The organism is Rickettsia typhi str. Wilmington (assembly GCF_000008045.1).
GTDB lineage: Bacteria > Pseudomonadota > Alphaproteobacteria > Rickettsiales > Rickettsiaceae > Rickettsia > Rickettsia typhi.
In genome coordinates, this window is record NC_006142.1 from 421,077 (window position 1) to 437,062 (window position 15,986).

Genomic DNA, 15,986 nt, shown 5'->3' on the forward strand with positions numbered 1-15,986 from the left:
TCTTATTTAATATTACTTATCATTTCTTCTAAGGAATTTGCTATTACTTTTAAATCTTCTTTTCGCGACAAATTATGGTTACCATCTTTAATTAGCTTCATTACTATTTGTTTACTAGTGATTTTTTCTAATAGTTTTACTGAAACATTATAAGGTACATTTTTATCTAACATGCCATGAATGATATGTACAGGTATATTTATCTCAATTTGTTGTTTTCTTAATAATAAATGTTTTTTTGCGTCTTCTATCAGTTTATAGCTAATAGGATATTTATGTTGGCAATTTTCACTACTGACCTCTATTATTCCTTCTTTTTTCATTTTATTTTGATCATTTAATGATATATTTTGCCAAATATTTTCAGTAAAATCTAGAGCAGGAGCTACACATATAAGGCATTTTATTTTATCAGGAAATCTTAAAGCCGCAAGAAGCGCTAGCCATCCTCCCATGCTAGAACCTATTAATATTGCCTCGGTCTCAATTAATTTGTCTAAAATGAGTGCAACGCCTTCTAACCAATCACTAATTGTTTGATCCTCAAATTGTCCATATGCATTGCCATGACCGAAATTATCAAAAACAATAAAATTGTAATTGTTTTTTTTACAATAATCTATTAAATAGATAGCCTTAGTTGATTGCATACTAGACATCAAGCCGTGTAAAAAAATTACAGATGGGATATTTGTATTAATTATTCTATAATTATCATAGACAATAAATTTGTCTTGTGTTTTATTATAAAGCTTGTGCATTTTGAATAATTATTTTAATAGATTGAAATTAAATGCCTGCATTAAAGTCACATAAACGATACAATAAATATACTATTTTGCAAGTAGTTCCTGCTCTTGTTTCGGGCGGAGTTGAACGAGGGACTATAGAAGTTGCAAAATATCTTAAAATTCTTGGTCATACTCCTATAATAATTTCATCAGGAGGTACTCTAGTGAAAGAGTTAGATAAGGAAGATATATTACATATTGAAATGAATAGTAGCAGTAAAAATCCTTGTATTATTGTTAATAATGCAAAATTGATAGCAGAGATAATCAAAAAATATAATATTGATATAGTCCATACAAGATCAAGGGCTCCTGCATGGAGCTCGTATCTAGCAACAAAATGGACAAATGCTAAATTTCTTACTACTTTTCATGGGGTTTATAATATTCCAAATAGTTTTAAAAAATATTATAATAGTGTAATGCTCAAAGGTGAGAAAGTGATCGCTGTATCTAATTTTGTAAAACGGTATTTGCTTCAAAACTATAAAATTGATGAAGATAAAATAGTAGTAATTGAACGTGGAGTAAATTGCGATTATTTTGATCCAGCAAATTTAACGCCAGAAAAACTTAAAAAATGTAGTGATAAATATGATGCACCAAGTAATGTGCCTATAATATTAATGCCTTCTAGAATGACTAGCTGGAAAGGACATCTTGTGTTAGTAGAAGCATTAAGTAAGTTAAAACATAGAGAGTTTTATTGTTTAATGGTCGGTGATATATCTAGGCATCCCAATTTTACTAATAGAGTAAAAGAGCTTATAGCTACTCTAAAACTTCAAAATAAAATTCAAATTTTCGGTAATGATTCTGATATAATAAGCCTATATGGGATTTCTGATATTATTGTTTCTGCCTCAATCGAGCCTGAAGCTTTTGGACGTACTATTATAGAAGGGCAGGCTATGAAGAAGCTTGTTATTGCTACTAATCTTGGTGGAGCAGTAGAAACAATAAATAATAATATCACTGGTTTTCATGTAGAACCAAATAATGCTGAAGCGTTAGCACAGAAAATTGATTATTGTTTCTCGATTTTAGGTACTGATTCTGCTAAGAAAATACAAGAAGCCGCGCGGCATACTGTAATTGATAATTTTTCTCTTGATTTGATGCTCAGAAAAAATCTTGAAGTCTATAAAGCAATTTTAAAAAACTCTTATTAGAATATCGTAAACATGGCAAAAATATCTCTTGCGCCTCATAAGTTTATTTCAATGTACAAATTTTTAAGATTTACTGAAAACTTATTGATTGTAGTCATTTATTCCATTATCATATCATAATTTTTTTTATTACTTAAGAGTGTAATCAATATCTACTGAAGCTCATTTCATAGATAATATGTTAATTTTTTACTTTCAGCGATTGATAAAGACCTGAGATTATTACTTCACAAGAGAGTGTATTAGTGTGTAATCAATAAATGTTATTTTTTGATTGTGATAATTGTGGTTGATATGTTTAGAAATGTTACAAAATACTATTGTATGGATCAGTAATACTCAACTCTTGAAGCAAATAGTTTACATTTAAGATATTAGTCCATCAGCTTAATTTACAATACTTCTTGCTTATTAATTAGAAGATAATTAGAACTTATAAGTTTAGTAATAGATCTATTAATGTTTATACAAAATCTGTCATATTTTATGCAATTTTTACTTGTGATATAACTCTTTAATTAAGCTAGTTGTCAATTAGTGATTTGTGTAGAATAATATTCATGGTCTAAGACAAAAATTAATTAGTAGGGTTTTCTCAAATATAATCCCTTTATTTATGATTTTATAAATAGTAGTAAAAGTGATTTTATACATTTATCTTTAATATCATATCTATATATTGTAATCGTAAAACAGTATTTTCTTTAACATAGTTTTAAGTGGTTTAGCATCTTGATTTTCTACAAATTGTGCAGAATCAATAGTAAAGATATTTGATAGAGGTATTGTCATTAATTTTCCTCTTTCTTTTCAGAAATATCTAATTGATTTTTCTGAAAAACCATTGTGTTGCATATTGAATAGGATTTTAAGTCATTTTAAAATTGTGAGTAAGTATATTACTATTAATTATAGTGTTTGTAGAAGACATTGTATCTCTTAATAATTATGACAAGTTTTGACACGAAACGATTTGTAGTATGGTAGCTTCAACGTTACATGGTTAAGAATTAAGATAATGTTTCTAAAAATACTCGTCAATTATTACGATTTTATCAACAAGTATACTAAAAGAATACGTTTATTAACAATCGATATGCTAATTATGAATGATACGAATGAATTGTTCTGCATATCGGATAATACTCTTTATGTTAGAGCGCATATGATCTATAAATACTATTATATACCCTATAATTACACTATTCATTAGATCACAGAGTGAGAATTATTAGACGCAAATATAAATTGTTAGGAGTTGTATATGATGCTTTAATCTAGAAAAAAATAACAAAATCAAATTTACCGTTTTGAGATTAGACGTCTAATCTACCTTTATCTTTATTTTGTATGAGATATACCTTTTAAAATTATTAACGAGAATATAACTCAATTACTAAGTGTACTTCTGCTTCAAAAGGATATGGAACGTCAGAAAGAGCTGGAACTCTTAAATATTTACCTGTTAATGAAGATACATCAAATGATAAATACTTTGGTGTTGTTTGACCTTGCTTTGCAATAGATTCTTGAATAAGTGGTATTTGTTGTATTGATTCTTTAATTTCTATAATATCACCTTCCTTTAGTCTTATGCTTGCTATATCGGCTTTTTTGCCGTTTAATTTAATATGTCCGTGGGATACTAACTGCCTCGCAGCAAAAATCGTAGGTGCGATATTCATTCTATAAACAACAGTATCAAGCCTGCTTTCAAGTAACCCAATAAAGTTTTCACCAGTATTACCTTGCATTCTTTGAGCAAGTGCAAAAGTATTTCTAAATTGTTTTTCAGTAACACGACCGTAGTAGCATTTCAATCTTTGTTTAGCTTTTAAATGTAAACCATAATCTGAGGTTTTAATCATTGTATTCTGCCCATGTTGCCCAGGACGATAATTTCGTGTATTGAAAGCATCTTTACTATCACCCCATAGACTTACCCCAAGTCTTCTACTAGCTTTATATTTAGAACGAACAATTTTTGTCACTGTTAATATCCTTAACTTTTTAATTACAAAAAAATATATACATTTCTTGTATCAAAGTCAATCATTGATTTTAACCTAATATTTTTGAATTAAAATATTTAATTAAAAAATATTGTATATTAGTTCTTTAGTAACGCTCATCAATTTTAATAAAATAATTCAGACAGTACTATAAAGACTATATTTTACTTATGAAACCGCATGTAATGTTTCTTGTGATTTTTACTGGTTTTGTAGGTATATGGCTTGCTCCTGATTCAATAAATCCTCTTATTGCTATTACTATGTATAGCTCTCTTGGAGTAGGTAGTGTAGGGGCAATGAATATGTGATATGATATTGACATATTAATGAAACGTACTCAAATCAGACTGATAGTAAGGGGTATTATAGCACCTGATGATGCTTTATTTTTTGATTTGATTATCGCAGTATTTAATACACTGGTATCTTTTTTACTACTAAATTCACTATTTATATTATATTTGATTTATACTATTTGGTTAAAGTATCGTTCGATATAAAATATCGCTATTGCTGGAGTATCTTGGGCCATTGCTGTAATATGTTATGCAGCGGTAAGCAATACTAATATCTCTAGAGTCGATTATATTATTTTTATTTGAACTCCTCCACATTCATTGGCTATTGCTTTATTTTATAATGATGATTATAAACACTGTAAAATATCGATGATGCATTAAAAGGTACTAAGAAACAAATTATAACTTAGAGCATTATTTTATTTATTGTTTCTCTAATGTGCATGAATATATTTAATAATTGCCTGTATAATTGGGCTAGTATTCCTATATTAATACCTTCTCTTGATTCTATGATACACCTGATAATAAATAACCAAAGCGATTTTTTGAAATATTCAATATTTTATTTGTGTTTTATTATTCGTACTTTTATGTACAACGAGCACTATATATTTGCTGAGAAATATAATATTCGATTACTTTTATGGAAGTTAAAATTGAACACGTAATAATTTATTTCTATACAAGTGATTTTATTTATAGTTTTCATAAACTCATTCAAAATATTCAACATTAGTATAGTAAAAACAATATGGTTAAATATTTATTTTATGCAGTTTAGCTTATAATAATATAGTCATGAATAAAGCATAGATTATAACTAAAGATACAATTATTTGCGTTGTAACAAGATCTCGATTTTTAAGAGTTTTATGTTACGAAGACAAAGACAATTTATCAAAATTTGTTAAAACTAGAAGAATTTATAAATACCATTACAACTTATAATAAAAATTTATAATCTAATTTCATATATGAAAGTGTGCTTAAGTTCTATTTGTAATGGAAAAACAACAAAATAATATGCAAGCAAACTATGTACTAAATCAAAGTAAAATGTAGTACTATTTCATTTAGTAATGATGCTTATACTGACACAGTAATAAAAAATTACTGAAGCATACTTGTTGAACTATAATATCTGGTATTAGATCCTGATAGTGATATTTCTCTTTTTAGGATTAGAGCATTTATTTCAAATAATTTTTTAATCCTTTGTGTAATAGTTTGTTTACAGGATCTACTTGCTTGCTTTTCTGGATATTGCTACTTTCGTTTTTTACATCTGTATCTTTTGTTTTACTCAGGCCTAAAGCATCTTTAATAATATTTTCAGGTTTCTGCTGGCTATTTTTTAGATCTTTCATGACACTATTAAAGACGTTTTTAACTAAATAATTTTGAATAGCATGAGTATCTAGTTTATAATGCATATTGTTTATAGATCCATATAGTTTCACAGTTATAGGAGGCAACTCAGTAATATTAATATTTGTATTAATATTCATAGTATATTGAGGTAAGTTAATCTGTCCGTGTGCACTTGCCGTAATTGGTGCAGCATCTAAAGTACATTTATTTAAATTTAGGTTACCTTGCTTTATATCCCCGTTGACAATTAAATTTTTAAAAGATGTCGATCCGCCGCTCAAGGAACTGTTAATAAGTCTTAATACTCCTTCTATATTTTTAGCATTATCAATAGCATCTGCGATTTGGTTTAAATCAAACCCACTTATTTCCCCGTTATCACTATTTACATTAAACTGTCCATTTAGATTGTTAACATATGTATAAACGCTATTACCGTGAGAAGTGAGATCAGTTTTAAAGCTTAATAGCCCATCTATTATTTTTATTTTACCAGATTGTGCTGTTAATCTTTTGAGATATGCATTTTTTAAATTGATTTTGATTGCAACATCTTGTTCTTTTCCTGAATTTACATAACCTGTGCTATTTAACTCACCACCATAAATGTTTCCATTAACTGAATTAATATTTAGCTTACCGCCGATTATACTTAATTTTGCTTTTAAATTATTTATTATTAATGAGTTATTTGTTACTTTATCAAAATTTGCTGATAATTGACCTTCAATTTCATTTAAAAATCCTAAATTAATACGATTATTTGACCAAGGAAAATTATTTTGATCAGTATCTATATTGTGATGAGAATGATTATTAGTTTTATTTAAAGTATTAATAGTGCTGTTACTTGCAAGGATTTTATCAAAATTAACTAATGGACTGTATAATTTAAGATTAAAATTAGGTTTTTGAGTTGCTAAATTAATATCGCCTTTAATAGATATGTTGGTATTAAAAGCAGATATTTTATTATTAATATTGAACGTATCTTTAATTTTTTGTACTCTACCGTTTAACTCCAATATTCCAATTTTATTTAAATTATTTATCCCAATAAGAGACATCAATGATTCAAAATTATTAATTTTTAGATTATGTAATATAATGATATTTCCAATCAAATTCTTAAGCTCAATCTCTCCAGTAATATGGCTATTTGTAGCTGATAAATTAATATTTTGCAATTTTATTGCTTGAGGCTTTCTAATTACATTAGCAGTGAATATAAGTTTTTTGCTAATAATAGGTGATAATTTATCTGTTTTTAGCTTTAAAGCATCAAATATAGGTTTTAAACTATCAGCATGTAACAGAATATTCGTTTTATCTAAATTAGATTGAATCTTTGTTATAATGTTGCCTGGATTTACAATGATATTTGATTCTAGATTATTATTCTCAATACCATAATTGGCATTTGCTAGTAATTCTATATTTGGATAATTAAGTCTAGCATCCTTGATATTTATGTTTTTATTATATGCACTAATTGACATAGTTAATGTGTAATCATTATTTAAGTCAGAAGGCATACCTAAAGTTTTAGTATTACCTTTAACATTTACGTTACCTATAAAAGAATTATTTTTACTATCAAATTTTCCATCGATTTTAATTTTTGCACCTACAAGATTAATATTAGTACTTAATGGAATTATTTGGCCAATTTCTTGAACATGTCCATCTATATGAATTTGCTGTTGCAAAGCGTTTAAAGCTATATTAAAATCTATAGGACCTTTAATGCTTTTAATGTTAGTTTCTAAGTTAATTTTATTAAATATTTGCTCATTATTTTTTTCTATATATATTACTTTACCGTCTATCATTTTAAAATGATTAATTAGAATAGGAAGTTCTAATTCAGTTTGAGTATCATTAGATTGCACAGTTTCATTGTTATTTATCGTATTGTTATTATTAGATGTATAAAGTTGCCAATTTTTTTGTCCATTATCCAAAACTTCTAGATGTATAATAGGTTTTTGCAATTCTATCAAAGCTACTTCAATCGCTCCTCTAAAAAGAGGAAAAATTCTCAATGATGCTTTAACAGCTTCAACTGAGACTAGATGAGGTACTTTTGTACCGTTTATTGATGATAATTTAATGTCTGATAGTGATATTGCAGGAGTTGGTAGTAAAGATAATTTTATATCGCCGTTAATGGTTAAATTTCTATTTGTAGCCTCTTTAACTTTATCTATTATTACTCCTTTATAATTATTTAAAGGAATAAAAAAAGGAATTATTATTAATAATAACATTATAGTTATAAATATAATAAGCGAGTATTTTAAAGCTTTAGGCATAGAAATCACTTTCTTTTAATAGGTTATTTTGATTATATTTTATAAGAGGTTATCTGTAAACAGATTTACACTAATATATGTAGTATTTTGTATTCCATTTTTATTGCCAATTAAAAGATTTTTCCAAATATGCACAATATTCAAGAACACATCTTATTTTTAAATTCAAATTTTTACAGCAATCTCTCCTGCAATTTAATTTTCAAATTCATATATTTAAATACATATATAGTTTATAATTGTAGCGCTATATATCAATTGTATCTAAAGCAGTATAAATGATTGGGAATGTATTTATGTGATTCTTAGAGAGTTTTTTAGAGGCATTTACCGTCTAATATCAAAATTTATTTATATTTTATAATCTTAAGATAAAAAGTTACAGTAAGCATTATCTGACTTTCAGATTATTAAGCTATTGTGTAATATAATATTAATCTACACAGATAGAAGTAATTTCTTATTTTAGTATTTTATAATGTTATACAACAATAAGAATATTTCTCGCAATTTATTTGTATTATTTACAAAAATTCAAATTTTTTTCAAAAATAATAAGTACTTACACTTTTGTTTGATAATTTAAAATCACATAATCTTTAGTTATAGTAGGAAAAAATTCTTTATTAAAAGGTAATAATTTAGTTGTTTTATCTAAAAATTCTATTTCAATTATATCACCGGCACCAAAGTTAAGAATATTTTTAATTTTACCTATTTCTTTATTATATTGATCTAATATTCGTAAATGATTTAAATCAGCTATATAAAATTCATCTTCTTCTAATTCAGGTAAACTTGTTCTTAAACAAAATATTTTGTAACCTTTTAAATTTTCAGCCTCATTACGAGTAGTTATGTCATTAAATGTACAAATTAATTCTCCTTTGGCATTTTGACTAATTAGCTTAATACGTATATCAGCTCCTGACTCATTTACTAGGTTTCTTTCAAGTATTTTTGTAGCAGGTTCGGTAAAAGATCTTAAAATTACATGACCTTGAATTCCATGACATGATTTGATTATACCAATTAAAATTAAATTTTCTAAAGAATTCATTAATTTACCTTTAAATTTTGATTATTATATATAATAATATATTTATTTAAAACTTTTTACAGACATGATCAAAAAAATAGTTGTCGGAATTATAATTTGTTTTGCATTATTATTTATAATTTTTAGTGTATTATCATTTATGAACTATAATTTGGTAACTAATAATTTTATTAATCATTTCGGCATTGCAAGGGAAGATATTAGAAAAATAAAGATCCATAAATTCCCTTTACCATATTTATGTATTGATACGATAAAGGAAGATGGAAAGTTAGATCTAGAGCAGATTAAAATCCATTTTTCATTGTGGTCACTTATAAAATTTAATCCTAAAATTAATAAAATAGACATATTAGATGCTAAGTTTTATGCAAATGCTAATGTATTCAATATTTATAATCATGAAGAATTAATCAAGAATTTCTTTAAATATAAATTACAAAATATCAATCTACATATTACGAATTTAAGTATTTTTAATAAACAAGACTATTCTATCTTAAATTTTAATAATTGTGTTTTAAAAAAAGCAAATGCTTTATCCTCTCATTACATATTTAACACTACTAGTAACAATATAGGTAGAATTTCAGGTTCCATTAATAAACGTGATGATATAGTAGATTTTAGACTTAATGTTGATAATAATGATTATGGCTCTAAGTTATCACAGCTTTATAAAGATTTTAAGTTTACTAGAGGTACAGGTGAATATCAGATTAAAAATTTAGCATCTGTAATGTATAATATATTACCAGATTTAAAGCATCTTTTAAATAAATTTAATCAAACTGAGCCAGTGAACATTAAATTTAATATTGCAAATAATGAAGATGAAATAGAACTAAAAGACATAGTTATAGAATCATCTTTGATTATAGGTAATGGCTTTGTTAACATTGCTAAAAATACTAATATTACTACTAATGTGCAACTAAATTTCCCTAAAATAGATCTAAGGTCATTAATTTTACCAAACGCAGTGGTAAAATTTAATACTTTTGGTTCAAATATTAGATTTATTTTTGCGGATAAATTACTTAAAGCAAATGTTGCAATTAACGAAATAATTTTAAGTAATAATGAAGCGCTAGAAAAAATAGTCTTTGCTGCTAATTTATCAAATGGTACGTTAAACATAAATGAACTTTCAGGTAATATTAAGTCTGGTGGAGAGTTTAGGCTTACAGGTAATGTAACACAGAATGCTGTTAGAAGTATGTTCGATGGAAAGTTATATTTAAAACATAATGATATGAATTCATTACTGAATATTTTAGGATTTAACAATCTTACCATTCAAGAATCTGTACCTTTTATCTTGTCATCAGATTTAAAACTTACTTTAATAGATTTATTTTTTAAAAATTTATTACTTAAAACGGATAATTTAAATTTATCAGGAAATTTTTCTAGTAAATTTATTGCTCAAACACCTCGTGTAGATGCTACGCTTAATATATCTTCACTTGACTTAAGCGGTAAGTCCTATCCAATAATTTCGCCTATTATTAGATTTACACAGAATTTAACTAAAGATATGCAATCTTTAGATTATCCGAGTAAGTTTATTCCTATTAGAACAATAGGCTATTTAGCTAATTTAGATATTTTGATAGATAGCGTTAAGTATAATGATCATGTATTTGACAAAATGAATTTGCTTGCTAAAATCTTACCTGCTACTATCAAGATTAGTAATTTAGATTTTAAAACTGCTAATAGCTGTTTATCGACTAGATGGCATTTAGACACTTCAAGTGTATTGCCATCTTTGACTGTAGAAATTAAGGATGGTTATTTAACTACTGATTCATTTTCATTGAGCTCAATGCTTAATTTAAGAAATAAATTAGTAAATGAATATAGTTTAAATAATGCTATATTGCAATTTTATGGTACATTATCAACATTATCGCAAAATAATTTTATATTCAGAAATGTTAAATTTTATTTAGCAAATCATAATAATCTATTACAATTTAATAATATTGAAGCAGAATTATTAGGTGGTAAGTTTCAAGGTAGTGGTAATATTTTATTGGAACCTTATTCTATCAATTTCGTATATGCTTTAAATACAGTAGATTTAAACAAAATTTCGGCTCTTATGTATAACATATTTACTTGGAGTGGTGGGAAAGGAAGTATAAGTGGTAGTTTATGGACTAACGGTAATAGCCTTAAAAGTCAGCTATATAACCTTACTACAAAATCGCAATTTGTGATCAACAATATAGATGTTAATAATTTTGGAATTGATTCTTTTATAGAAAAAATTAATACATCTGATTATAATGTACGAAATTTAGATAACGATATAAATAGTTCTATAACCACAGGGCGAACCAATATTAAAGATATAAGCGGCGATATTGAATTACAAAAAGGTATTATTCTTTTAAAGAACATAAAATTTGCAACACAATATAGTAGTGGTGCAGCTTCTTTTGCAGTTAACATATATAATTTTGATATAGATTCTTCTAGTGTTTTATCATTTTATATTCCAGAAAAGCTTGTTAAATTAAATAACTTACATACAAATTCTGATAAAGCTAGTTTAGCGCAGCTTAATATAAGAATGAACGGGAGTATTTTTGAGCCTAAGAAAACTTTTGATAGTAGTGAGCTAAAAAAAATACTTATACCGCAAACACATTACAACAAACTTACTATAGATAACCATTAAAAAAATAAAAATACATGAGTAATACTAAAACTTTAGAAGATAATATTAGCTTTGAAGAAGCTTTAAGAGAGCTTGAGGAAATTGTTAAAAAAATAGATAATGGACAAGAGAGTCTAGAGACAGCAGTTAATAGTTTTGAAAGGGGTATTTTACTTAAGAATTATTGTGAAAAAAAATTAAAAGAAGCTCGATTAAAAATTGAGAAAATTACTAAACTTGCTGATTCTACAGTGATCTTAGAAGAGACAGAAGTGTAGTTTGTAATTTCATTATGTAAATTAATTGTATGAGGTTACTTCGGCAATTACTACGTCATGTTTTCACAATAACGGAAAAACTGTCTTACGTCGTAAGAATAATTACTCTGATTATACTTAATTCCGTAATCATATAGTTAACTTTATCTATAATAATTCTTATCAATGTTTTATTGATCTGATCATCATGATTTTCTGCATCAACTTTTATTGATATAAGCTTTCATCGTGCTTTTGAGTTTCTGTTACTTTAAATGTTTTCTATTATATTGGTACTTTTATACGTTTTTGAACACTAAATCAATATGAGACCTTATTTGTACATTAATTGAATGGTTAAATTGAATTGAAATTAATTAATAATATTTATTATTAGATGCAATGCATCAACAAAAAATAAAGACATAGTAAATTATGTCATGATACATATTTGATTTACTAATTTATATAAGTCTTGTAAGAAAATTGTTTATCAACACTAATATTTGAGAATGCATTATGAAAAAATATTTACCATACTAATTGGCTCGTTACTAACTGCTTGTATTAATAAAAATATTTCTATGAAGGATGATGTTACGATAAGTTGTAGTGCGTTAAAACAATATAAGTGAGTACATTAGATGAATAAAAAATATTTTTGAGTTAGTGTTGCATAGTGTATCTAAAAATGAGTTATTAAGAGAATATAATAAAGATTATAATATTAAATATGTTAGTAAAGTGATACATCTATCACTACTGCTAAAAAAGCAAGTGTATGATAATTATATACTATTCAGATAACGAAGAAATTGCATATTAATGAAGCATCTCATATATTATGCATAATTCATATGCAAAGTTAGATAGATAAAGTTGTAGCTAACAGATGATTTATTAGTATCAAGTGTATCTCAATCTCCTAAACTAAAAGTGTTAAATGTCTATAAAGTCGTCTTATTAGTTTAATATTCTTATCACAATTCAATTGATTTCATAAAATATTGATGTTTAATAAAGCATTTTTGTTATCAGTAACAATATAACGCCATAATTTATCAGTACCTTTGGTAATACCGATACGTTTAGTAGTAGAGTATGGGAGATTTAAACCAATATCGCTGACAAAAAAATCTTTGTTATTTATCAGGTCACATTTATTATGCGTGGTATTAATGCCTAAATATTTACATAATTTACCTGGACCATTGAGATATAGATTCGATTCTTCAAGATTTGGTATGTCAAATTTCGTGCTTCGTCTGTCTTCACTTATTATTATACTCTGTGTCTTCTCATCAGTTATTTGACTTTTAACTTTTGCAGTATAGATGGTATATAAATCATTATGTGAAATAACATATACACCTCTTATTAATGTTGCAGCAGGGAAGCCTTCATCTTCAGTAACGAAATTTAAACAATGATACATTCCATAAATTAAATAGACATAGCTAAAACCTGCAGGACCAAACATTACATCAGTTCTTTTAGTTCGTCCTCGTGCTGCATGACATGCAGGATCATCATTCCCTATGTAGCTTTCAGTTTCAGTAATGATAGCTGTTGTGCCTTGAAAATATAGCACTTTACCAATTAACTCAGTACTTACTAAATTAGTATCTCGTGCAAAAAATTCACGAGGTAATGGGATTAATTTATTCATGTTTTTGAAAAAATCTTTAGTTTTTTATGAGATTTGATATAACTAAAGTTAGTCATGTCATATTTCGCTATATTTTTATCAAAAGAATTCTATGTGTAATATATTAAGTAGATTTAGTTTTTCTATATTAGCTCAAATATACTGCAAATTCTTGGATAGGCAATATTATTTATAATTTCTATATTCCATAATAAACGTTAAGAAATTCTGATACTTAATTAATAAATATTGCTTTCTGATATTGAAGATTAAAACATAATTCATATTTTTTTAGTAGGTTGTTTAGAATTTTTAATAGATGTTGGAACATTATCATATCCACCAATACAAAATGGTTGGCATTTGATTATTCTTCTAAAGGTAAGCCATAAGCCTTTTATGATGCCATGTGTTATTATAGCTTCTTGAGCATATTCTGAGCAAGTAGGGGAAAATATGCAATTATTACCAAGTAGCGGAGAAATAAAATATTTATAGAAGGTTATTGTCAATAAAAGTATTTTAGTCATTTTGCAATTTATTCTTATAAATCATTTAAGTATTGCTCTATTAGTTTTTCCATTTTTGCTTCATTTAGATCTTCATAATAATCATCATTAATTTGTACAACAGGTGCGTTAACACATGCTCCCAAACATTCTATTTCGCTTAAAGTAAATTTTTGATCTTTAGTAGTTTCTTTGTGTTTTATGGCTAATTTCTTTTCACAAATTTTCATGATATCATCACTACCACGTAGCCAGCATGGAGTAGTAGTACATACTTGAATATGATATTTACCTACAGGGCTTAAATTAAACATACTATAAAATGTTGCAACTTCATAAGCACGCATATAAGGCATTTCTAGCATATTTGCTACATATTCGATAGCAGATATGTGAAGCCAACCGCCATTTTGACGTTGCGCTAGATCAAGTAGTGGTAGTATTGCACTTCTTTTACCATTCGGAGGATATTTTTTTATAATAGTCTCTGCTAAATTTAAATTTTTTTTATCAAATGCAAATGTAAAATTTGTAGTTTTGGTATTCATATATTTTTAGTACAATATAGTTTTGCTCTTACTCATTTATTAAAAAGTTTTCTTCTTCATCTTGTAGTAAATCAATTGAATTATACATTGTGATCTTACCTATCTATTTCGCCAAATACTATATCAAGCGTTGCAATTATAGTAATAACATCTGAAATTAAATGGCCTTTAGACATAAAATTTAGTCCTTGTAAATGAGCGAAGCCTGGTGCTTTAATACGACATCTATAAGGTTTATTACCTCCTTGCGAGTATAAATATACACCAAACTCGCCTTTAGGAGCTTCTACTGCTTTATATGTCTCACCGATTGGAACATCATATCCTTCTGTATAAAGTTTAAAGTGATGAATCATTGCTTCCATAGATTCTTTCATTTTTTCTCTTGTTGGTGGTGTTAATTTAGGATTATCAGTTTTGACTTGACCTTTTGGCATTTTTGCTATACATTGTTTGATTATCTTAATAGATTCATACATTTCAAGTATGCGCACTAAATATCTATCATAACAATCACCGTTTTTGCCGACTGGTACTTCAAAGTCCATTTCATCGTAGACGTCATAAGGGTTTGACTTGCGTAAATCCCAAGCTATACCTGAACCTCGAAGCATTGGTCCTGAAAACCCCCAGTCCATTGCATCTTTTTGAGACACAACACCTATATCTACTAAACGTTGTTTCCATAATCTATTTTCATTTAGGAGATTTTCAATATCGTTAAGTTTTGAAGGAAACTGCTCTATAAACTTATTTATATCCTCAAGTAATTTTTCGGGTAAATCTTCTGCAACACCGCCTGGTCTAAAGTAATTTGCATGCATACGCGATCCAGAAACACGCTCATAAAATTCCATAATTTTTTCTCGCTCTTCAAAAAGCCATAATAAAGGAGTAGTAGCACCAATATCTAAAGCTTGGCTTCCTATATTTAATGTATGATTAAGGATCCTTGTTAGTTCTGAGAATAACACCCTTATAAATTGAGCTCTACGTGGTACGCTGCATTCTAGTAATGATTCTACTGCTAAAGCGAATGCATGTTCTTGGCACATTGGTGAAACATAATCAAGTCGATCAAAATATGGTATAGCTTGTAAATATGTTTTATGTTCAATAAGTTTTTCCGTACCACGATGAAGTAATCCAATATGAGGATCGGCATTGTTAACGACCTCACCATCCATTTCAAGGATTAACCTTAAAACACCGTGAGTCGCTGGATGTTGTGGACCAAGATTTAGAGTTATAGTTTTGTTAGTCATAGTATTTTTATTGTTGATTTCTCGATTTCTATACTTATATTTCATCACATATTTTAGTTAAA

11 protein-coding genes and 1 pseudogene are annotated in these 15,986 nt (G+C 26.9%); 4 read left to right on the plus strand and 8 right to left on the minus strand.

The window, feature by feature from the left end; all coding sequences use genetic code 11:
* Window positions 1–2 precede the first annotated feature (2 nt).
* Window positions 3–761, minus strand: a complete 759-nt coding sequence (locus RT_RS01655; RefSeq protein ID WP_011190797.1) for an alpha/beta hydrolase — start codon at window positions 759–761, stop codon at window positions 3–5.
* A 32-nt stretch (window positions 762–793) separates the two neighbouring features.
* Between RT_RS01655 and RT_RS01660 the strand changes: the two genes are divergently transcribed.
* Window positions 794–1,963: a glycosyltransferase family 4 protein gene (locus RT_RS01660; protein WP_011190798.1), complete on the plus strand. Its 1,170-nt coding sequence runs from the start codon at window positions 794–796 to the stop codon at window positions 1,961–1,963.
* 1,373 nt (window positions 1,964–3,336) lie between these two features.
* Here the strand turns inward: RT_RS01660 and rpsD are convergent.
* Entirely contained in the window at window positions 3,337–3,954 is a 618-nt protein-coding gene (rpsD, locus tag RT_RS01665) for a 30S ribosomal protein S4 (protein WP_011190799.1), read from the minus strand.
* A 118-nt stretch (window positions 3,955–4,072) separates the two neighbouring features.
* On the opposite strand from rpsD, the pseudogene RT_RS04585 reads away from it, so the two are divergent.
* A pseudogene (locus RT_RS04585) lies at window positions 4,073–4,934 on the plus strand (UbiA family prenyltransferase).
* Window positions 4,935–5,470: 536 nt separating this feature from the next.
* On the opposite strand, the gene RT_RS01675 reads toward RT_RS04585, so the two are convergent.
* Together RT_RS01675 and rimM are read right to left on the minus strand one after the other, a co-directional pair.
* Window positions 5,471–7,966, minus strand: coding sequence for an AsmA family protein (locus RT_RS01675; protein WP_011190800.1), 2,496 nt, complete (start codon window positions 7,964–7,966; stop codon window positions 5,471–5,473).
* A 562-nt stretch (window positions 7,967–8,528) separates the two neighbouring features.
* Window positions 8,529–9,026: a ribosome maturation factor RimM gene (rimM, locus tag RT_RS01680; RefSeq protein ID WP_011190801.1), complete on the minus strand. Its 498-nt coding sequence runs from the start codon at window positions 9,024–9,026 to the stop codon at window positions 8,529–8,531.
* 64 nt (window positions 9,027–9,090) lie between these two features.
* Between rimM and RT_RS01685 the strand changes: the two genes are divergently transcribed.
* Together RT_RS01685 and RT_RS01690 are read left to right on the plus strand one after the other, a co-directional pair.
* A complete protein-coding gene (locus RT_RS01685) occupies window positions 9,091–11,718 on the plus strand; it encodes an AsmA family protein (protein ID WP_011190802.1) in 2,628 nt (875 codons plus the stop codon).
* Window positions 11,719–11,732: 14 nt separating this feature from the next.
* Window positions 11,733–11,975, plus strand: a complete 243-nt coding sequence (locus RT_RS01690) for an exodeoxyribonuclease VII small subunit (protein WP_011190803.1) — start codon at window positions 11,733–11,735, stop codon at window positions 11,973–11,975.
* 976 nt (window positions 11,976–12,951) lie between these two features.
* Here RT_RS01690 and RT_RS01695 read toward each other — a convergent pair.
* The 4 genes from RT_RS01695 to nuoD all read right to left on the minus strand — a co-directional run bounded on the left by RT_RS01695 (window position 12,952) and on the right by nuoD (window position 15,924).
* Window positions 12,952–13,623 carry a DNA-3-methyladenine glycosylase gene (locus RT_RS01695; protein ID WP_011190804.1) on the minus strand — a complete coding sequence of 224 codons (672 nt, stop codon included), beginning with the start codon at window positions 13,621–13,623 and terminating at the stop codon, window positions 12,952–12,954.
* A gap of 260 nt (window positions 13,624–13,883) precedes the next feature.
* On the minus strand, window positions 13,884–14,132 hold the full coding sequence (gene yidD / locus RT_RS01700; protein WP_011190805.1) for a membrane protein insertion efficiency factor YidD: 249 nt from the start codon (window positions 14,130–14,132) through the stop codon (window positions 13,884–13,886).
* A gap of 14 nt (window positions 14,133–14,146) precedes the next feature.
* Window positions 14,147–14,659: an NADH-quinone oxidoreductase subunit NuoE gene (gene nuoE / locus RT_RS01705; protein WP_011190806.1), complete on the minus strand. Its 513-nt coding sequence runs from the start codon at window positions 14,657–14,659 to the stop codon at window positions 14,147–14,149.
* Between the two features lie 95 nt (window positions 14,660–14,754).
* Window positions 14,755–15,924: an NADH dehydrogenase (quinone) subunit D gene (gene nuoD, locus RT_RS01710; RefSeq protein ID WP_014419426.1), complete on the minus strand. Its 1,170-nt coding sequence runs from the start codon at window positions 15,922–15,924 to the stop codon at window positions 14,755–14,757.
* Window positions 15,925–15,986: the final 62 nt, after the last annotated feature.